The organism is Gordonia sp. DT30, assembly GCF_049844915.1.
Lineage (GTDB): Bacteria > Actinomycetota > Actinomycetes > Mycobacteriales > Mycobacteriaceae > Gordonia.
This window is the reverse complement of the sequence record NZ_JBNCLY010000003.1, coordinates 162625-182340: the sequence shown is the minus strand read 5'-3', so window position 1 is coordinate 182340 and position 19716 is coordinate 162625. Positions and strand designations below refer to the sequence as shown.

The 19716-nt window shown below is 69.1% G+C and carries 15 protein-coding genes; 10 read left to right on the top strand and 5 right to left on the bottom strand.

All coding sequences use genetic code 11. The features are described 5' to 3' along the window. The first annotated feature begins 44 nt into the window (after positions 1–44). A complete protein-coding gene (locus ACLQ3C_RS04555) occupies positions 45–1058 on the top strand; it encodes a GlxA family transcriptional regulator (RefSeq protein ID WP_425703838.1) in 1014 nt (337 codons plus the stop codon). A 9-nt stretch (positions 1059–1067) separates the two neighbouring features. On the opposite strand, the gene ACLQ3C_RS04550 is transcribed toward ACLQ3C_RS04555, so the two are convergent. Then, positions 1068–2399 carry a PQQ-binding-like beta-propeller repeat protein gene (locus tag ACLQ3C_RS04550; protein WP_425703837.1) on the bottom strand — a complete coding sequence of 444 codons (1332 nt, stop codon included), beginning with the start codon at positions 2397–2399 and terminating at the stop codon, positions 1068–1070. A 143-nt stretch (positions 2400–2542) separates the two neighbouring features. On the opposite strand from ACLQ3C_RS04550, the gene ACLQ3C_RS04545 reads away from it, so the two are divergent. Further along, positions 2543–3295, top strand: a complete 753-nt coding sequence (locus ACLQ3C_RS04545) for an acyltransferase (protein WP_425703836.1) — start codon at positions 2543–2545, stop codon at positions 3293–3295. Positions 3296–3321: 26 nt separating this feature from the next. Here ACLQ3C_RS04545 and ACLQ3C_RS04540 read toward each other — a convergent pair whose 3' ends face one another. The 4 genes from ACLQ3C_RS04540 to ACLQ3C_RS04525 form a co-directional block, all read right to left on the bottom strand. Further along, a complete protein-coding gene (locus ACLQ3C_RS04540) occupies positions 3322–4608 on the bottom strand; it encodes a hypothetical protein (RefSeq protein ID WP_425703835.1) in 1287 nt (428 codons plus the stop codon). A 267-nt stretch (positions 4609–4875) separates the two neighbouring features. Further along, positions 4876–6147 (bottom strand): glycosyltransferase family 4 protein, encoded by a 1272-nt coding sequence (locus ACLQ3C_RS04535; RefSeq protein ID WP_425703833.1) that lies wholly within the window; start codon positions 6145–6147, stop codon positions 4876–4878. Next, positions 6147–7700: a 1,4-alpha-glucan branching protein domain-containing protein gene (locus ACLQ3C_RS04530; RefSeq protein ID WP_425703831.1), complete on the bottom strand. Its 1554-nt coding sequence runs from the start codon at positions 7698–7700 to the stop codon at positions 6147–6149. Before ACLQ3C_RS04530 ends, ACLQ3C_RS04535 begins: the two co-directional genes overlap by 1 nt. A 2-nt stretch (positions 7701–7702) precedes the next feature. Beyond that, positions 7703–8506 carry a class I SAM-dependent methyltransferase gene (locus ACLQ3C_RS04525; protein ID WP_425703829.1) on the bottom strand — a complete coding sequence of 268 codons (804 nt, stop codon included), beginning with the start codon at positions 8504–8506 and terminating at the stop codon, positions 7703–7705. 140 nt (positions 8507–8646) lie between these two features. Between ACLQ3C_RS04525 and ACLQ3C_RS04520 the strand changes: the two genes are divergently transcribed. The 8 genes from ACLQ3C_RS04520 (at position 8647) to ACLQ3C_RS04485 (ending at position 19644) form a co-directional block, all read left to right on the top strand. Further along, positions 8647–9432 carry an electron transfer flavoprotein subunit beta/FixA family protein gene (locus ACLQ3C_RS04520; protein ID WP_425703827.1) on the top strand — a complete coding sequence of 262 codons (786 nt, stop codon included), beginning with the start codon at positions 8647–8649 and terminating at the stop codon, positions 9430–9432. A gap of 104 nt (positions 9433–9536) precedes the next feature. After that, positions 9537–10493: an electron transfer flavoprotein subunit alpha/FixB family protein gene (locus ACLQ3C_RS04515; RefSeq protein WP_425703825.1), complete on the top strand. Its 957-nt coding sequence runs from the start codon at positions 9537–9539 to the stop codon at positions 10491–10493. Positions 10494–10580: 87 nt separating this feature from the next. Continuing rightward, positions 10581–11498 carry a GNAT family N-acetyltransferase gene (locus ACLQ3C_RS04510; RefSeq protein WP_425703823.1) on the top strand — a complete coding sequence of 306 codons (918 nt, stop codon included), beginning with the start codon at positions 10581–10583 and terminating at the stop codon, positions 11496–11498. Beyond that, on the top strand, positions 11495–12376 hold the full coding sequence (locus ACLQ3C_RS04505; protein WP_425703821.1) for a lysophospholipid acyltransferase family protein: 882 nt from the start codon (positions 11495–11497) through the stop codon (positions 12374–12376). Before ACLQ3C_RS04510 ends, ACLQ3C_RS04505 begins: the two co-directional genes overlap by 4 nt. A gap of 93 nt (positions 12377–12469) precedes the next feature. Continuing rightward, positions 12470–12967 (top strand): DUF4334 domain-containing protein, encoded by a 498-nt coding sequence (locus ACLQ3C_RS04500; protein WP_425703819.1) that lies wholly within the window; start codon positions 12470–12472, stop codon positions 12965–12967. A 169-nt stretch (positions 12968–13136) separates the two neighbouring features. Further along, the gene (locus ACLQ3C_RS04495) at positions 13137–14603 is read left to right on the top strand and encodes an MFS transporter (RefSeq protein WP_425703817.1); all 1467 of its coding nucleotides are present in this window, start codon (positions 13137–13139) and stop codon (positions 14601–14603) included. A gap of 65 nt (positions 14604–14668) precedes the next feature. After that, positions 14669–18139 carry a BTAD domain-containing putative transcriptional regulator gene (locus ACLQ3C_RS04490; RefSeq protein ID WP_425703815.1) on the top strand — a complete coding sequence of 1157 codons (3471 nt, stop codon included), beginning with the start codon at positions 14669–14671 and terminating at the stop codon, positions 18137–18139. 131 nt (positions 18140–18270) lie between these two features. Then, entirely contained in the window at positions 18271–19644 is a 1374-nt protein-coding gene (locus ACLQ3C_RS04485; protein WP_425703813.1) for an FAD-binding oxidoreductase, read from the top strand. The last annotated feature ends 72 nt before the right edge of the window (positions 19645–19716 follow it).

The window sequence follows — 19716 nt, the reverse complement described above, 5'->3', positions numbered from 1 at the left end:
ATCGACGATCGACACGTCGTCGCACCACTGGCATGATTGCCAATATGTCGGAAAATTCTGCCAGTGTGGTTCGCCTGCCGAGGACCGAGCGCGTGCCGCGTCCGCACCGCGTCGCGGTGCTGCTCGTCGCGCCGGTCGTCGGATTCGACGCAACGATCCCGCCGCTGTTGTTCGGCAATGCCTGCGACGACGCAGGCCGCGCACTGTACGAGGTGACGACGGCGGCGGTGGACGGGCACTCGGTGCCGACCACGACCGCGTACCGCATCGTCGCCGAATCCGGACCCGAAGCGCTGGCCGCGGCCGACACGGTCATCGTGCCGGGAACGACGGAAGAGCATTGTCGCCGCAGCGGCACCCTCACCGACCGCCTACGCCAGGTGCTGTCGGAGATACGGCCGGATGCCCGGATCGTGTCGATCTGCACCGGCGCCTTTCTGGTCGCGGCCGCGGGCCATCTCCACGGCCTGCGTGCCACCACACACTGGCGCTACGCCGGCGACTTCCGCCGCCTCTTCCCCGACGTCGACCTCGACGAATCCGTACTCTACGTCGACGAGGGGAACGTGCTGACCTCGGCCGGGCTCGCCGCGGGAATCGACTTGTGCCTACACATCATCCGGCGCGATCACGGTGCGGCCGTGGCCAACCGGGTGGCCCGGCACTGCGTGGTGCCGCCCTGGCGCGACGGTGGACAAGGACAGTTCATCGAACGTGGCGTGCCCGATGACACCGGGTCTGCCACCGCCGCCACGCAGCACTGGGCATTGGCGCATCTCGACGAGCCGCTGACGGTCGAACGCCTTGCCGCACATGCCCATCTGAGCACCCGCACCTTCATCCGACGATTCGGTCAGGAGACCGGTATGGCACCCGGCTCGTGGCTGCGCGACCGTCGCCTCGATCTCGCCCGTGAACTGTTGGAGACCACCGAGGCGTCCGTCGACGAGATCGCCGAACGGTCGGGCCTCGGTTCCGGGGACAACCTGCGCCACCACCTGCGCACCGAACTCGGCATCACGCCGTCGGCCTACCGCAAGACCTTTCGGGGCGCCTGAGCGCAGCTGCTATCCGCCGATGTTCTTCTTGCTGTCGAAGAAGTAGACCTCGCCGATGTTGGTGGCGGTGGCGATCTGGCCGGACGCCGACACCGCGATCCCGGTGGCGAATCCACCGGAATCGGGCAGTGGCAGTGAGCGTTTCGTCTTGCCGTCGGTCGCCGACACCTCGGTCAGGGAGAGGGTTTGCCGGCCGGCGTCGCGGACGACGGTCCAGGCCGTTCCGGTGCTGGTGAGTGCGGACAGACTGACGGTCGCGAGATCGTCTCGCTGCCAGAGTTTTTCGGCATGATCGCCCTTGTCGCGCAGCAATGTCAACGGCGCGCCGATCACGCCGGTCGGGATGATCAGTCCATCCGGCGAGACGGTCATGCTGGCGAATCCGTAGCCGCCGTTGTCATAGGTCCACCGCGTGTGGCCGGTGGCGGCATCGAGCGCCACGATCTGGCCGAGCCGGCTGAAGGCGTAGACGGTCGCGCCGTCCGCCGACAACGTAGCCGGTCCGACGACTCCGCCGGGCACCTGCGCCTTCCAGATCTCGTCGACCGTGCGCGCGCCGTCGTGCTGCGCGTAGGAATAGCCGCGGATCTCGCTGGCAATGGCACCGGTCGGCCAGACATTGAGGAAGAACCGCTGATGCGCGACGTCGACGGCGGGCGGTGCCGGCACGGTACAGCGCGGACCGTTGGTGACGCAGTCGCCGAAACCGTAGAGCGGGTCCGCCGGATCCGCGTCGGGCCGCAACCGCACCTCGGGTGCCACCAACCGCGTCGTCTGGGTGTTGATCAGCAGGATCTGGCCCTGGGTGCTCACCATGAGAACGGTCCCGGAATCGGCGAGCTTGGCCGACAACGGGACACCGATGACCGGCATGCGCCAGCGGATGGCGCCCCCGGCATTGAACGCGAGGAAGGTGGTCGCCTCGCCGATGTAGGGCTGGTCGTATTGATCGGTGAGCATCGCGTTGCCGGACACGCCGTCACGCATGTTCTTGCAGAAATTCTTGCGCCCGTTGCGCTGGTCGAGCACCAGCAGATCGCAGCCGGCGGAGTTCGACGTCACGCCGACGTTGCCGGTGGCCGAGATGGTGACCGGCGCGGTCACGGTGCCACCCGTCGGGCGCGTCCAACTCAGGGCCAGGTCGTCGGGTACGGCCGGATAGGCAAAGTTCGAGTTGGCGGCGTTGCCGCCAAAACTCGACCAGCCGACTCCGGCGGTCGAGCGCACATCGATATGTCCATCGGAGCATGCGGACATCACCAGCGCGGTCACCGCACCCAGCACGACGGCAACGGCTGCGGGCAGGCGCCGACGCGCGCGGGATCGTCGGGCAACCGCCATGTGCGAGCTCCTCTGTGCCAGGCCGTCGGAACCTCTCACCGGCGGCGCCAACGGTAGAGCCTATCGTGTGGGCCGCCGGCCACCGGCAGCGCGACGCGCGTCTGGCGGTCCGGCCCGTCCGGCCGATGTTCTATCGTGTCGTGGTGACCACGATGTGGAACGCAAGCTACCGGTCGCGGTGGCGGGCCGGACGGCGGACAGATCCCGCACAGGTACGGTTCCTGACCCTCGACTCGCTGCGGTGGGTGTTGCGCAACCGCGCCTATACGCCGTGGTATCTGGTGCGGTATGTGCGGCTGGCCCGATTCCGTCTCGCCAACCCGCACATCATGCTGCGCGGCATGGTGTTCCTGGGCCGCAACGTGGAGATCCACGCCACGCCGGAGATGAGCCGGATGGAGATCGGCCGGTGGGTGCACATCGGGGACGGCAACTCGATCCGCTGCCACGAGGGCAGCCTGCGCATCGGCGACAAGACGGTGTTCGGCTGCAACAACGTCGTCAACTCCTACCTTGATCTGGAGATCGGTGGGTCGACGCTCATCGCGGACTGGTGCTACATCTGCGACTTCGATCACCGGATGGACGACATCAACCTGCCGATCAAAGATCAGGGCATCGTCAAGGGCCCGGTGCGTATCGGCCCCGACACCTGGATGGCCACCAAGGTGTCGGTGCTGCGCAACACCATCGTCGGGCGTGGTTGCGTGCTCGGCTCGCATGCGGTGGTGCGCGGGGAGATACCGGACTATTCGATCGCGGTCGGTGCCCCGGCGCGCGTGGTGAAGAACCGCAAGGACGCCTGGGAGGCGAACGCCGCGCAGCGTGCCGAGCTCGAACGTGCCCTCGCCGACATCGAACGGAAGAAGGCGCAAGCCGAGGGGCCGGCGTCGTAGCCGGACATCACACCTGGGCCTGCCGCTCAGGAGTGCCAGACCTGCTGGTGATCGCGGTGGGTGGCCAGATAGGCGCCCGGGTCGAAGTGATGATCGTAGAAGTCGGTGTCGATGTGCTGGGCCTGTAGATAGTTGAGGACGTGCACCGTCGGCACGGTTCCGGGAATCTTGCCGAAGGTGTCGTCGACGTAGGACACCTGCTCGGTGAGCAGCCGGACGAACCGCTCGTCATACGGTGCGGCGCAGCCGCGCACGGCCGCGGTCTCGCGCCATGGTCCTGCGGTGTCGGGGTGAAATGGCCCGCCCGGCCCGAACTTTCGCGCCACGAACTGCGCGACGGCCTCGGCGCCGTCGGCGACGTGGGGACGCGACAGGGTTTCGAAGACGCCCGCCAGTCCGGTGGGATTGGGCAGCGGCCAGCGGTCGTCGGTCTGCACATGGAAGCCGAGTCCCGGTACGTCCGGGTCGCCCGACGCGCCGAGGATGGACAGTCGGTCGATGCCGTCGAAGGTCCAGCCGCCCAGCCCGAGCGCGCCGAGCAGCAGATGGCCGTTGTAGGGCGCGGTGATCAGTTCCGCGCTGGCCTCGGCGAGCGTGTACTGCTCCACGAACGACAGCGGAAACCGATCTCCGGCGTGCCGTAGGGATGCGTCGTCGCCGCCGGGGATGTCGCGGTTGTTGATGTCGTCGTAGACGCCATATCCGTTCTGCAGGAAGAACGCGAGGTTGGCGATGAAGTGCTGGGCGAGATCGGCGATCGGCATCACCAGCAGCGAACCGGGGTGGTTGGCGATCCAGGTGTTGTGGCCCTCCAGGTACGGTTCCTCGCGAGGCAGATATATCCGCTCGTCCGATAGTTTGCGGTAGCGGGAAACTGTTGCCTCGAGCCATGTTTCGACGTCGGTCCGGCCGTCGTCGACCTCGCCGGCGGGCTGTGCGTCGCGGCTGGAGAGGAAATAGGTGCCCGAATCGTCGGTGAAGAAGAAGTCGGTGGTGTGGAAGCCGGCGGCCGACGGGAACGTCCGGCCCACCGCGGACCCCGAGTAGTTGGGCAGCGCGGGCGCGTAGCCCGGGTGATGGCTGATGCCGAAGTTCCAGCCGGTGACACCGGTGACCGTGGCCAGCACGAGCGCCCGCTCGACCTCGCTGAGTGGTTGGGGCGCTTGTGAACTGGAGAACGACAAGGCTCCGGAGGGGATTGCACCGCCCACCGGGAACCGGCGTGAGCGACGGCCGTTGATGGCGGCGAGCAGAGGGAACTGCGCGAGACCGTCGATCGCGGCCCGTTCTCGATCGGTGAGGGTCACGCTCATGCGGCGGCTGGGTGACGCGGTTGTGCGGTGATCGATGGCATCCGGTGCTCTCCTTCGCGGCATGCTCGGCTCCAGGCATGTCGGCGCCATGATGGTTCACCGGGACCGCGTCACCAACCCTTATGCGCACGCCGATTCTCTCCGGCCCGCAACTTGCTGAAAGTGGGGGACGAATGCTTCGTCCCCCACTTTTCGATTCGTCCCCCGGAAGCTTCTGGGGAGCGAAACGATAAGTGGGGGAAGAACGTAGGAGTCTCGAGTGGTCTGCTAGTCGGCCGTACCCGGATCGCGCTCGGGCAGTGGGCGTTCGGCGATGACCGGTCGGGCCAGTGGCGGGCGGACGCGGCGTTTGGCGGCGGCATAGACGGCCGCGGTCCGGTCGGCCACCTCTGACCACGCGAAGTCCTCCGACAGCCGGTCCCGGGCGTGCCGCGCGCGGTCGGCGGCGGCGGTGGGGTCGGACAAGGTGGTGCGTACCGCAGCGGCCAGCCCGGCCACGTCCGCCGGTGCGAAACTCAGTCCGGTCGCCTGGTCCCGTACCGCCTCGCCGAGACCGCCGGCCGTCGAGGTGATCAGCGGGATGCCGGTGGCCGCGGCCTCCAGGGCGACGATGCCGAAGGGCTCGTAGCGGCTCGGCAGTACGATCGCCGCGCAGCGGTGCATCAGGTCGACGAGCCCGTGATGATCCACGGTGCCGAGAAAGGTGACCGCCCCGCTCACCCGGTGCCGGCGCGCCTGCTCGGTCAGCCAGGCGAGCTGTGTACCTGCGCCGGCGACGATCAGTGCCGTGCCGGGATGCGTGCGCCGAATCCGGGGCAGCGCGGCGAGGAGATCCTGTAGGCCCTTCTCGTATTCGAGGCGGCCGGCGAACAAGAGTTTCGGCGGGCCCGTGGGCTCGGGGCGCGGCGCGAACGGCCATGCCCGGATATCGATGCCGTTGTGGATGACCGAGATGTCGGCGGGCCGGGGGCCGAAGAGCCTGCTCACCTCGTCGCGCATGGATTCCGAGCATGTGATCAGTGCATCGGAGTCCGCGGCCAGCCACCATTCGACCGAATGGACCTGCCGGTTGATGCGCCCGCTCACCCAGCCGCTGTGTCGGCCGGCCTCGGTGGCGTGGATGGTCGATACCAATGGGACGTCGAAGATCTCGGCGAGGGCGATCGCCGGGTGGGCCACGATCCAGTCATGTGCGTGCACCACCTCCGGTGCCCAGCTGGTGGCGCGCGAACCGCGTTCGCCGGCAAGGATGGTCAACCCGGCGCGGATGAATCCGTGCCCCATCGCCAGCGTCCACGCCATCATGTCGGTACCGAAGGCGAATTCCGGAGGATCCTCGGCGACGGCGATCACCCGAACTCCCTCGGCGACGCGGTCGGTGGTCGGATGCGACACCGCATCGGTGCCCGGCGGCCGCCGGGTGAGCACCACGACATCATGACCCGCCGCCGCGAGCGCGGTGGACAGGTGATGGACGTGTCGGCCCAGTCCGCCGACCACCACCGGCGGATACTCCCAGGACACCATCAGCACCCGCATCAGTGGCTCCCTCGTCGGGTCGAGAGGGCTTCGGTGGTGTGCAGCCGGCGTGCGTCCAGGTCGGCGAAGAGGTTATCGGCGCGAGACCAGTTGCGGCGCAACTGTTCTGCCTGCCCGACGTGACTGCGCAAGGCGGCGTCGACGAGTTCGCGGGTGGCGTGGGCGTGCGTGTGTGCGCGCCGCACCGCGTAGTCGGCGGCGGTGTCCTTGGACACCATGAACGGCCAGTCCGACGAGACCGTCAACAGGGTCTCGCGGACGATCTGGTCGGCCACCCGACTACGACTGCCGCGCGGGTCGACGAGCTTGTCGACGGCGTCGAGCGCAGTCGCCGACACCTCGGCATTGAGTTGCACCAGATGCGACACCTGCGGCCCTTCCCACACCCGCCAGTCCTTGCCTGATCCCCACGACGACGGCGGAAGGCCCACGGCCGCACCGGTATGGCCGTTCGCGGCGGCCGAGGCGAGGGTGCCCACCCGCACACCGGCCTCGGGGAGCCTGCGCAACAGCCGCTCCAACCAGATCGGGCCCTCGTGCCACCAGTGACCGAACAATTCGGTATCGAAGGCCGCGACGACCAGCGCGGGCCGGCCGATGCGTGCGGACTCCTCGACGAGCCGGTGGCGGACGTGGCCGATGAAGTCGTCGACATGACGGTCGATCACCGGATCGGCGCGCTGCGGGTCGTAGGGCTTCTTATCCTTCGCTGCAACGGTTTTCCCGGTCACGCGGGCGGGTTTGAGGCCGGTGGCGTGATCGTAGGTATGAAAGTCGCGGTATGCCGGGTGACCCGGATACCCCGACTTCGGTGACCACACCCGATAGCTGACCGACAGATCCCGGCCGAAGGCCAGCACATCGGTGTCGCCGACCGGCCGTGCCAATGCGGTGTCGCCGTGCAGCGTCGGCCCGTCGACCATGAAGTGTCCGACGCCGGCGGCGGCGTATTCGACTTCCATACTTGGCGCGAAAGCACACTCCGGCGCCCAGATACCGCGCGGCCGGGTACCGCAGCGCAGTGCGGCATCGGCCAGGCCCTCGGCGAGGGAGAACCGGCGCAGCCGCGGATCGAGCAGCGGGGCGAACGGGTGGGCCAGCGGCCCACCGAGGATCTCGGCCACCCCGCTGGCGGCCACTCGACGCAGCATGGGGGCGGCGCCGTGGCGCCAGTGACTTTCGAAATCGGCGAGTGCCGCACTCGCACTGCGATATTCGCGGGCACCCAGCTCGCGGCGTTGCGTATCGGTCGCGACCGCCGCCTCGGTGGCGCGCAATTGCCAGTCGGCGAGCCACTCGTACATCGACGCTGCGCAATGCGGGTCGTCGAGTTGTGCCGCCAGGACCGGGGTGATGCCCAGGCTCAGCATGTCGGAGTAGCCGTCGTCGGCGAGGCGGCGCAGCATCGCGAACACGGGCAGATACGAGGCCGCCCACGACTGATAGAGCCATTCTTCGCCGACCGGCCAGCGCCCGTGGTTGGCCAGCCACGGCAGATGCGAATGCAGGACCAGGACGAACTGTCCGGGTACCGGGGAGTCGGGATGGCTCACGGTCAGGGCCGCACCGCGATCGCAAGCAGGTCCAGAGAGGAATCGATGTCGGTGGTACCGGCCCCGCGGACGTCGAAGTCGCCGACCTCGATCCCGGCGACATCGTCGACGAGGTCCTCGGGCCAGGGCCGGCCCGCCAGCGCGCGCTGGATCTGTGCGTCGATGAGCGACCCACCCCACTTGCGATCGAGTCGCGCCAGCCCTGCGCCGTGGTACACCCCGAGCATCGCGGAGACGGCGAAGCCGCCGTCGGTGAGCAACTCGGCGAGTTCGCGTGCGTCGAGTTCACGGGTATGGAAGGGATTGAGCGGGGTGTCGCGGCCGGGGGAGAAGGTGATCCGGTTGGGTGTCGAGATCAGCAGCTCGCCGCCGGGCCGCAGTACGCGCGCGCATTCGGCGATGAAGGAAGGCTGATCCCACAGATGCTCGATCACCTGGAAGTTGACGACCACATCGACCGACGCGTCGGGGACCGGGAGTGCGATGAGGTTGCCCTGCACGATCTCGACCTGCGGGTAACGGCGGCGGGTGTGCGCGACCGCCGATTCGTCGTAGTCGACGCAGAGCACCTCGGCGCCCGCATCGGTGAGCATCGCCGCGCCGTATCCCTCGCCGGACCCGGCCTCCAGGACGCGCCGGCCCGAGCATCGGCGGAGGATGTGTGCGTAGGCGATCTCGTGACGGCGAAACCAGTAGTTCTCTGCCGCGATCCCCGGGACCGTCCGCTCGCCGGTGAGTGCGAGTTGCTCATCGGGTGAAAGGGCCTGCGGCGCGCCGGGGGCGGCGCTCCGGGGTACGTCGGTCATCCGCACGACAATAGTCCACCGTCCATTTTGTGAGGTAGTCGATGTTCTGCCCGATAATAGGACGGGCTAAAGTGGGTGAGACCGATGGCCTTACCCGCCGGTAAGTTGCCGAACCCGACGCAGGAGGTCGACGAAGACCCATGACAAACATTGTCGTTCTCATCAAGCAGGTCCCGGACACCTGGTCCGAGCGCAAGCTCTCCGACGACGACTACACCCTTGATCGCGAGGCCGCCGACGCCGTCCTCGACGAGATCAACGAGCGTGCGGTCGAGGAAGCTCTGCAGATCAAGGAGGCCAACGGCGGCGAGGTGACCCTGCTGACCGCCGGTCCCGAGCGGGCCACCGAGGCGATCCGCAAGGCGCTGTCGATGGGTGCCGACAAGGCCATTCACGTCAAGGACGATGCGCTGCACGGCTCCGACGCGGTGCAGACCGCGTATGTGCTGGCCCGCGCGCTGGGCACCGTCGAGGGCGTGGAACTGGTCATCGCCGGTAACGAGGCCACCGACGGCCGGGTCGGCGCGATCCCGGCGATGATCGCCGAATACCTCGAGCTCCCGCACCTGACGCATCTGCGCAAGCTGACGCTGGAGGGCGAGACCCTCACCGGTGAGCGCGAGACCGATGACGGTATCTACCACATCACCGCGGAGCTGCCGGCGATCGTCAGCGTGAACGAGAAGATCAACGAGCCGCGCTTCCCGTCCTTCAAGGGCATCATGGCTGCGAAGAAGAAGGAAGTTCAGGTCGTCGGGCTGGCCGAGATCGACGTGGAGCCCGACGAGGTCGGGCTGGCCAACGCCGGCACGCAGGTCACCAGCTCCACCCCGAAGCCGCCGAAGTCGGCGGGCGAGCGGGTCACCGACGAGGGCGATGGCGGCGTGAAGGTTGCCGAGTACCTGGTCGCGCAGAAGATCATCTAGGTAACCCAGGCCGACATGACCCTGCCCGCGGGACCACGCGCCGGTGCATCAGTGCACCAAGTGCGAATTCCGCAGGGCCCCAAGAACATCCAGGAGTAATCGAAATGGCAGAAGTACTCGTTCTGGTCGAGCAGGACGCCGAGGGCGCCCTGAAGAAGGTGACCGGCGAACTCATCACCGCCGCCCGCGTGCTGGGCGCCCCGTCGGCTGTCGTGGTCGGCGCGCCCGGCAAGGCCGACGGCATCATCGACGGACTGACGCAGGCCGGCGCCGAGAAGATCTACGTCGCCGAGTCCGAGGCTGCGGCAAGCTATCTGATCAGCCCGAAGGTCGACGTGCTCGCGTCGATCGCCGAATCGGCATCGCCGGCCGGCATCCTGGTCGCCGCCTCCGCCGACGGCAAGGAGATCGCCGGACGCCTTGCGGTGCGTCTGGGCTCGGGCGTCCTCGCCGACGTCATCGAGGTCAAGGAGGGCGGCGTCGGGGTGCACTCGATCTTCGGTGGCGCCTTCACCGTCGAAGCCCAGGCCAAGGGTGACGTACCGGTGTTCTCGGTGCGCCCGGGCGGCGTCGAGGCGGCTCCGCAGGCCGGTGCCGGTGAGCGCGTCGACGTCGAGGTTCCCGAGCAGGCGGAGAACGCGGTGAAGATCACCAAGGTCGAGCCGAACGTCGGCGGCGACCGCCCCGAGCTCACCGAGGCCTCGATCGTGGTCTCCGGTGGCCGCGGTGTGGGCAGCGCCGACAAGTTCTCGGTCGTCGAAGACCTCGCCGACTCGCTCGGTGCCGCGGTCGGTGCCTCGCGCGCCGCCGTCGACTCCGGGTACTACCCCGGCCAGTTCCAGGTCGGCCAGACCGGTAAGACGGTGTCGCCGCAGCTGTACGTGGCGCTCGGCATCTCCGGTGCCATCCAGCACCGCGCCGGCATGCAGACCTCGAAGACCATCGTCGCCGTCAACAAGGACGAAGAGGCGCCGATCTTCGAGATCTCCGACTTCGGTGTGGTCGGCGACCTGTTCAACGTCGCCCCACAGCTGACCGAAGAGGTCAACAAGCGCAAGTAGTCACCCGCTTCCCAGACGCCCCCGGCCCTCATGGCCGGGGGCGTCTGCGTTTCTTCGGCGATCGGTCGTCGGTGGGTCGTGCGGCACGTGTTCACCGACCCAGCACCGACACGACGGCCCACCGTCGCCTTCGCGATGCCGGGTCTGGCTTTCATTCGGGGCATGACAACTCCGATCCCGTACCGCCCCGATCGGTCGCGGCCCCGGTTGTCGGGTCGCACGCTGATCCATGCCGGGCCGCTGACGATCGTGCTGACCGACGCCCCAGCCGACGCGGTGGCCGTCCAGGAGTTCCGATTCGACCTCTTCGCGGCCGAGCCCGGGTTCTCCGACACGATCGGTGACCCGCGGTCACAGCGAGACGCAGACCATTTCGACGACCATTGCGAACACCTCGTCGCCCACCATGACGAACACGGCATCGTCGGTTGTGCCCGCCTGCTGCCGCCACCGCGGGCCATCGCCGCCGGCGGCTGGTACAGCGCCACCGAATTCGACCTGACCGAACTCGACGGCATCGCCGCGGCGACCGTCGAGATGGGACGGGCCTGCGTGGCCGCCGGCCATCGCGACGGATCGATCACCGCGCTGCTGTGGGCGGCGGTGTTCGGGTACCTCGAGGAGTCGGGATACCGCTACCTCATCGGCTCGGTGTCGATGCCGTTGGGCGGGCCCGGAATCGACGGTCTGACCCGGGGGAGTGCACTACGTGGCGCCTGGGCTGTGTTGCAGGAACGTCACCGCGCACCGTGGCGGGCATACCCGCACGTTGCGCCGCGCATCGGCGGCCTGCTGCTCGAGAACATCGAGCCACCCGAGCGGCTGCGGTTGCCGCCGCTGATGCGGGCCTATCTGAGACTGGGTGCGCAGGTGTGCGGCGCCCCGGCCATCGATCCGGCGTTCGACGTCGGAGACTTCCTCACCGTTCTCGACCGGCACGGCGCCAACACCCGCTATCTCGATCGTTTCCGGGACACGATCGGGCGTCTGGGTGGTACGTCGTGAGCGCCGCGGTCGGCGTCGCCGAACCGCAGGCCGAACCGCTTGTCGTACCCGCAACCGCACCACCGCGGCCCGCAGTTGCCCGGCCGCACGCCTGGTATCCGACGAGTCCGTGCGCGGCACACTGTCTGGAGCACTCCGGCCCGCAGGTGGGGCGGGTAGTGCTGGGTCTGCGGATCGCCCATCTGCTCGCGGTGGTGGCGATGGCCGGGATCGCCGGCCTGTTCATCATCTGCTCGCCGCGCTCGATGCGTCGGGTTTATCTGCGTCGCGTAGCGCGAGAGCTTCTGCGGGCGTTGGGAATCCGGGTCGACATCGACGACCGGCGCCCCAGTGGATCGCCGGCAGGCGGACTCATCGTGGCCAACCACATCTCATATTTGGACATCCTGGCGATCGCGGTGGTGCAACCGGCCCACTTCGTCGCCAAATCCGACGTCACGACGATGCCCGGGATCTCGCTGCTGGCACGGAGATTGGGGGTGATCGGCATCGACCGCGCGTCGTTGCGCACCCTGCCATCGGTGATCGAGCAGACCGTCGCCGGGCTCGATCGAGGCGCATCGGTCGCGGTCTTCCCGGAGGGCACCACCTGGTGCGGGCGTGCCCAAGGCGGCTTCCGGCCGGCGTTCTTCCAGTCCGCACTCGACGCGGGGGTGCCGATCCTGCCGATCTCGATCGGGTTCACTGCGCGTGGAATCCGCACTGCCCAACCGGGTTTCATCGGCGACGACGGCCCCGGTGACACCCTCCGGCGGGTGCTGCGCAGCCGGCACGTGGCCGTCCACGTCGGCCTGCACCGACCCCAGTTGCCCACGGGCGACCGGCGCTCGCTCGCGGCCGCGTGCGAGGGGCTGATCCGATCGGGCGGGCCGTGGTGACCGCCGCGCCCACCGCATCGGCCAACATATACGATGGCTGGACGGGGGTGACGAGTGTTACACCCTCGTTCCCGAGGCCGGAAGGGGCCCTGCATGTCCGACACACTGTCCTCACCGGCGCAGTCGAGGTTCGACGAGGCGCGCGCCCGCTTCGCCGAACTGCGCGCTTGCGACGCAACCGTCGATGACGCCGAACTCGACGTCATCTGGGCGGCACTGCCGACCCTGCGGCCAGAGGAGATGCTGGGGCGCTGGCGCGGGGGTGAGTTCACCACCGGCCACCGGATCAACGGGATGCTGCCCAAGGTGGGCTGGTACGGCAAGACCTTCGTCTCGGACTCCGACGTACAGCCACTGGTCTGCCGCAACGCCGACGGCGAGCTGTACTCCAACACCGAACTCGGCAAGGGCGAGGCCAGTCTCTGGATGATCGAGTTCCGCGGCGAGGTGACCGCGTCGATGGTTTATGACGGTCAGCCCGTCATCGACCACTTCAAGAAGGTCGACGCGAACACCGTGATGGGCATCATGAACAGCAAGGGTGGCGTCGTGGACGGCCGGCACCTGTACTTCTATCTCGACCGGGACTGAACATCTGCGCCGGGACCGGCTCTGCCCTGGCGGCGGGACAGGTTGCCGGATGAGTCGCCGACCGGACCATCGGGCAACCTCTCCGCCGGGCCAAGCGGCAGGCAAGGGGCTTCCAAGCGCATGAGGTGAGGGTGGGCCGACCGACCGGCCCCGACGAAAGACCTCACCCATGCCTGCCGAGAGCACTCGACGATTCACCCGTACCCAATGGGTCACCCTCGCGGTGGCGTGTGCCGCCACCGCGATGCTCATGCTCGACATCGCCGTGGTGAACACGGCGCTACCATCTATCGCCAGCGATCTCGGCGCCGACTTCACCGCGCTCAAGTGGATCATCGACGGCTACACCCTGGCGCTGGCCACCGCCGTGTTGTCGGCGGGCGCCTGGGCCGACCGGATCGGGCGTCGCCGGGTCTTTCTGATCGGGGCGGTCGTGTTCACCGCAGCCTCGGCTCTGTGCGCACTCGCTACTGACGCGGTGACCCTCAATCTCGCGCGCATCGTGCAGGGACTGGGCGCGGCGCTGCTGTTCGCCACCTCGCTGGCCCTGCTGGCGCACGCCTTTGTCGAAGCGGCGCAGCGCAGCCGATCGCTGGCCGCGTACGGCGCGACAATCGGCGCGTCGTTTGCGATCGGTCCGCTGCTCGGTGGTCTGCTCACCGAACTGCTCGACTGGCGTGCCATCTTCCTGTTGAACGTACCGGTCGGACTGGCGATGATCGTCGGCGCCCGGTGGGTCGACGAGTCGCGGAGTGCGACACCGCGACGCGGCGATCGGATGGGCGGGCTCGCCGTGATGGTGGGACTCGCGGCACTGACCTATGGGCTGATCGAGGCGAACACCCGCGGCTGGGGCGACCGGGTCACCATCGCGGCGCTGGGCGTCGCGGCGGTTGCGCTGGCCGTCTTTGTGGTCATCGAAAGTCGCGTGGCGCAGCCGATATTGCCGCTGAAGATGTTCGCCAATGCCGCGTTCTCGGGTGCGCAGGTGGCCACGTTCGCCATCTCGGCGTCGATGTTCGCGGTATTCGTCTACGTCACCATCTACCTCCAGGGTGTCGTCGGGATGAGCGCCATCGAGGCGGGTCTGGTCTATCTGCCGGGCACCATGGCGATGTTCGTCGTCGCGGGGCTCACCGACCGTCTCGTCGGGCGGGTGGCACCGTGGTCGCTGCTGGCAGGGGGGCTGGTGGCGGTGGCCGGCGGCCTCGCCTGGATGACCGTCGCAGGCCGGTCCGGTTCGGGATGGGACATGGTCGGCGGCTTCGTGCTCGCCTGTGTCGGTGCCGGCGTCTTCAACCCGGTGATGAGCGGTGTGGTGCTGGCCGAGAGCCGCCACGACGATGCGGGTCTCGCCACGGGCATCAACGATGTGTTCCGGCAATCGGGGATCGCGCTCGGCGTTGCCGCGCTCGGCGCGTTCTTCCCGGGTCGCTCTGTGCTGCAGGGGGGTTCGCCGGCCGAGTTCGTCGCCGGACTGCATGCCGCCTTGTGGACGGCGTGCGCCGTCGCGCTCATCGGTGCGCTGGCCGTCACGGCGACCATGCGGCATGCCCACGCGCGGGGCGGTTCGGATGTCGAAGACCCGGCCGGTACCCAATCGGGCAAAAGCGACGAGCCGATTGTGACGCGATGACCGCCCTCGCGCCCGTGCTGCGCATACACTCTGGCGAAGAAGACGGTGCGAGTGAGGAATCCGGCGTGCGTGAGTATCTGGTGCTCGGCCCCCTGCAGGTGCATCGTGACCCGGATTCGGTCGAGCTCGGTCCGCCCAAGCAACGTGCCGTGCTCGGCACCCTGCTGCTCGCGCGCGGCAAGGTGGTCTCGGTCGACCGGCTCGTCGACACGTTGTGGGGTGACGGGCCGCCGCCGGCGGCGACGACGAGCCTGCAGGCCTACATCTCCAACTTGCGGCGGGCGTTGCGCAGCCGTGGGGAGGCGTCACCGATCGAACGGATCGGCGGCGGCTACCGGATCGAGCTCGGCGAGGACCGGCTCGACGTCATCGACTTCGCCGACCTCGCCCGCAGCGCCCGCAGCGCCCGTGACGAGGGCCGGTGGGCCGACTCACTCGCCGACTCGCGGGCGGCACTGGCCCGGTGGCGCGGCGAACTGCTCGGTGGCGAACTCGATGACGTGGACTGGGTGACTGCCGAGTCGGCGGCGCTGGCCGAAAGCCTCATGGCCACCCAAGAAATCCACATCACTGCACTCCTGGGTGAGGGTGACATCGGTGGGGCGTTGAGCGATATCGTCGCCCTTCGGTCGCGGGATCGACTGCGCGACAGAGGAGTCTGGCTGCACATGGCTGCGCTGTACCGCGCCGGCCGGGCCACCGAGGCGCTCGAGGTCTATGCCGATCACCAGCACGTCCTCGACGACGAACTGGGGTTGTCGCCCGGCGCCGAGCTCGTCGACCTGCACGGCGCGATCCTGCGTCACGACCCGGTGATCGCGGCGTGGCCGCGTCCACCAGGCTGGTCGGGCGCCACCGCGGTCGCCGTCCCGGCGCGTGGCGACGATCGCCCCGCCGACCCCGAGCCGACCCCCGGCGCACTCGTCGGTGAGATCCCGCTCGTGGGTCGTGTCGCCGAGATCGACCGCATCCGAGCGCTATTCGGCATGACCGGAACCCGCACCCGCTGGCTGCTCCTCAGCGGCCCGGCGGGGATCGGCAAGACCCGGGTCGCGCAGGAGGCCGCCCGGGCCGCCGTCGACCTGGGCTCGGAGGTGGTGTGGGTCCGCTGTCCCGACGCCGAGGGAGTGCCCGCGTGGTGGCCGCTGCGGCAACTGTGTCGCGCGGTCGGGGCCGACCCGGTCGAGGTGCTGTCGGTGCCGGACGGGGTCGACGCCGACACCGCGCGGTTCGCCGTCTACGAGCGCGTGCACACGATGCTCGACGAAGCGTCGGCACGGCACCCGCTGACCGTCGTCGTCGACGACGCACAGTGGGCCGACCCGATGACGCTGGGATCGCTCACCTACCTCACCACGGTGCTGCGCGACGCGCCGATCTGCATGATCGTGACCGTCCGCGACCCCGAGGGCGGCGCGGACCTGGAGCGCTACCGCACCGCGGTGGCGCGCGCGGGCGGGGTGGCGATCGAGATTCCGAACCTCGGCCGCAGCGAGGTGGCCCAGCTCGTGCGGGCGGTGACCGCCGAGGAACCGACTGTCGACGAACTCGACACGCTCGTCCGGCGCACCGGCGGCAATCCGCTGTTCGTCACCGAGTTCTCCCGCCTGCCCACCGAGGAACGCCGCACCGAAGAGGTGCCTGCCGCGATCCGGTCGGTCCTCGATCGACGCCTGGCCTCATTGGATCCGGCTGTGCTCGACGTCCTCGGCCACGCGGCAGTGCTCGGCGAGGAGATCGACGTCGCGCTACTGGCCACCGTGATGGATCGTGATGTCGGCGAGATCGCCGACCGCATCGACGAGGCGGCCGACGACCGGATCCTCGTGACCACCGGTGGCGGGTCGACCCGATTCGCGCACGCCCTGCTGCGTGATCAGGCGTTGGCCGGTATCCGGTCCCTGCGCCGGGCCAGGATCCACCTCGCGGTCGCCGACGTGGTGTCCCGCCACCGGACCGCCGGTTCGACGGCCCGCCGGGCCGCCCATCTGCTGGAGGCGTTGCCGGTCGCCGATGCCGCCGAGGTGGTCGCCGGATGCCGAGCGGCCGCCGAGGAGACGACCGCCCACTGGGATTCGGAGAGCGCCGCGCATTGGCTCGCCGTGGCACTGCGCACCCACGAGTCGGCCGGGCTGCCCGACGGTGCCGAGCGCGACGACCTGCTGATCGGGATGCTCGCGGCGCAGGCCCGCGCCGGGCACGTGGAGACGGTCCTGGCCACCGTCGGCGAGCGGATGCACCAGGCCGTCGTCGGCGGTGCCACCACGACCGTGGGCCGGCTGGCCAGCGCACTCATCCGCTCCGGCGGTTCGTGGCCGTGGGTGGGCCCGCACGTGGACAACGAGACCCTGCAGGCGGTCCTCGATCGGGCCGAGGTTGCCGTCGCCGACGACCCGGTCGCGCTGGCCCGCGTACTCGCGGCGTCGGCGATCGGCCAGTGCTATCACAAGGATGCGGCGATCCCGGCCGGGCTCCTCGCCCGTGCGGACATCGTGGCCGAAGCGCTCGACGACGACGACATCACCGCCGATGTGCTGATGGCGCGCTTGATCACCTATTCCGGTGTCGCGCAGTACGCCGAGTCCGCCATCGAGCTCGCCGCCCGACTGCGGGCGATACCCCATGCCGATCACGACATCGACGAGGTCATCATCGACACGGCACTGACAATGGCGACCATGACGCTCGGTGATGTCGCGGCGACCGAATCACTGGTGCGCGGCGCGATCGTCGGCAGCGAACGGCTCCGGCTGCCGATCCTGCGTGCCCAATTGCGGTGGATGGAGGCCTCGCTGGCGGTGTGGCACGGCGATTTCGCAACGGCCAAGGCGCACTTCAGGACTGCGGTCACCGTGCACCAGATGACCGAACTCTACGTGGCGGGGACGGGCACCATCGCGCTGCTCGCATTGGCGGCCGAACGCGGCATGCTCGACGAGATCGCCGACACCGGAGAACTTTCCCCGATGGAGTGGGCCCGCATGATGGCCGCCGACTTCACCGATGACCAGGTCACGATCCTGCTCGCCGCGGGGATCGCGATGATCGCCGGCGCCGAGGGCGACCGCGACCTGGCCGAGCAGATGATCGTCTCCTGGCTCGCCGACGACCGGCCGATGATCTGGACCTCGCTGTGTCAGGCGGTGCTGTTGGCGCATGTCGTGGCCGATCTCGAACTCGATTCGTACGCACCACGATTCGTGGAGTATCTGACCCCCTACCGCTCATATGTCGCAACGCTGGGACAGCTCGGCTGCATCGGCCCGGTCGGGTACGCGCTGGCACGTCTGTGTTTCCTGCTCGGCCGTGACGAGGACGGGCAGCGAGCCCTTGCCGAGGCGACGCGGGTATCCGCGGCAGGCGACGGGGTCCCGTCGATGCTGCGCTGCCGGTTGCTCGCGGCACGACGAGCCGCCTCGTCGGCGGCGCGCGACGCCGAACTCGCCGACATCGCCGCCCACGCGCACCGACTCGGCCTCACCGGGCCCGCCGAGGCGGCGGATGCGCTGATCGCCGAGTCGCGCCGGGTGCGCTGAGCGTCGAGCCAAGCCTGCTCCAAGAGGCGGCCAAGCGACCCGCGACAGCGTGATGGGGCGACCACGACCGGTCGCCCCGGGAGCGCGAACGCTTCTCGGGCAGAGATCACCGATCCCACGAGGAGCTTCCGATGACTTCGACCCGCAGTGTCGACCAAGCCGACATCGCCGCGCTGCGACGGGCCGTGCGCGGCGCCGTCCACCGCCGGACCGACCCCGGATACGCCACCGTCGGCTTCAACGTGGCCGTCACCGCGCACCCGTGGGCGGTGGTCGACGTCCTCGATGCCGCCGACGTCGGTGCGGTCATGGGATTCGCGTCCGCCAACGACATGACCGTGTCGGTGTGGGCCACCGGGCACGGCGCCACCGGCGTCGACGGCCGGTCGATTCTCGTGCGCACCACCGCTCTCGATGTCTGCGAGATCGATCCGGCTGCCCATACCGCCCGGATCGGGGCAGGAGTGCGCTGGCAACAGGTCCTCGACGCCGCCGCTCCGCTCGGTCTCGCACCGCTGTGCGGCTCCGCCCCGCACGTCGGGGTCGCCGGATTCCTCAGCGGCGGCGGTATCGGGCCACTCGTACGGACCGTGGGCGCGTCGTCGGATCACGTCCGGTCGATCACGGTGGTCACCGGTGGTGGCGTCCTCAAGCACACCACCCCCGAGTCGAACCCGGAACTGTTCTGGGGTCTGCGCGGGGGCAAGGCCACCCTGGGGATTATCGTCGAGGTGGTCGTGGATCTGCTGCCGATAGCTGAGATATACGGTGGCGCAATCTATTTCGATGGCGCCGATGCGGATGCGGTGGCGCACCGCTGGCGCGACTGGGCAGTGGGACTGCCGCGGGAGGTCAGTACCTCACTGGCTCTGCTGCGCCTGCCCGAGATGCCCGGAATCCCCGAGCCGCTGGCCGGGCGCCTCAGTGTGGCGGTCCGGGTGGCCGCCGCCGGTGATCTCGCGGCTGCCGCCGGCCTCGTTGCGCCGATCCGAGCGCTCGGGGAGCCGTTGCTCGACGGCCTCGGGCCGATGCCCTATGCCCAGATCGGACTCATCCATGCCGATCCCACCGCGCCGATGCCCGTCACCGAACGCGGCGCCCTGCTGCGGGAGTTGCCCGACGCGGCGATCAGTGCACTGCTCGCCGCCGCCGGTCCGGCGTCCTCGTCGCCGCTGACGGTCGTCGAACTACGCTTGCTCGGCGGGGCGTTCGCCGACGAACCACGAGTGCGCAGCGCGCTGTGCCATCGTCGCGCCGCGGCGAACCTGCATACCGTCGGCGTGCTCGTCCCGCCGATCGCCGAGGCGGTGATCGCCGCCGCGGCCCACACCGTCGAGGCGATGACACCGTGGGCCACCGGCGGCGAGCTGCCCAACTTCGCCGCGACCGCCGACGCCGCGCGCATCCGGCGCTGCTACGACGAGGACACCTACGCGTGGCTCTCCGCGCTGGCCGCCCAACACGACCCGCACGGCGTGCTCGACGTAGGGCAGGTCGTGCGCTGACGGCAACGACCGTCCGGGGGAATCGGTCGGGGGAATCGGTTGGGGGAATTGGTTGGGGCCCCGCACGCGTTT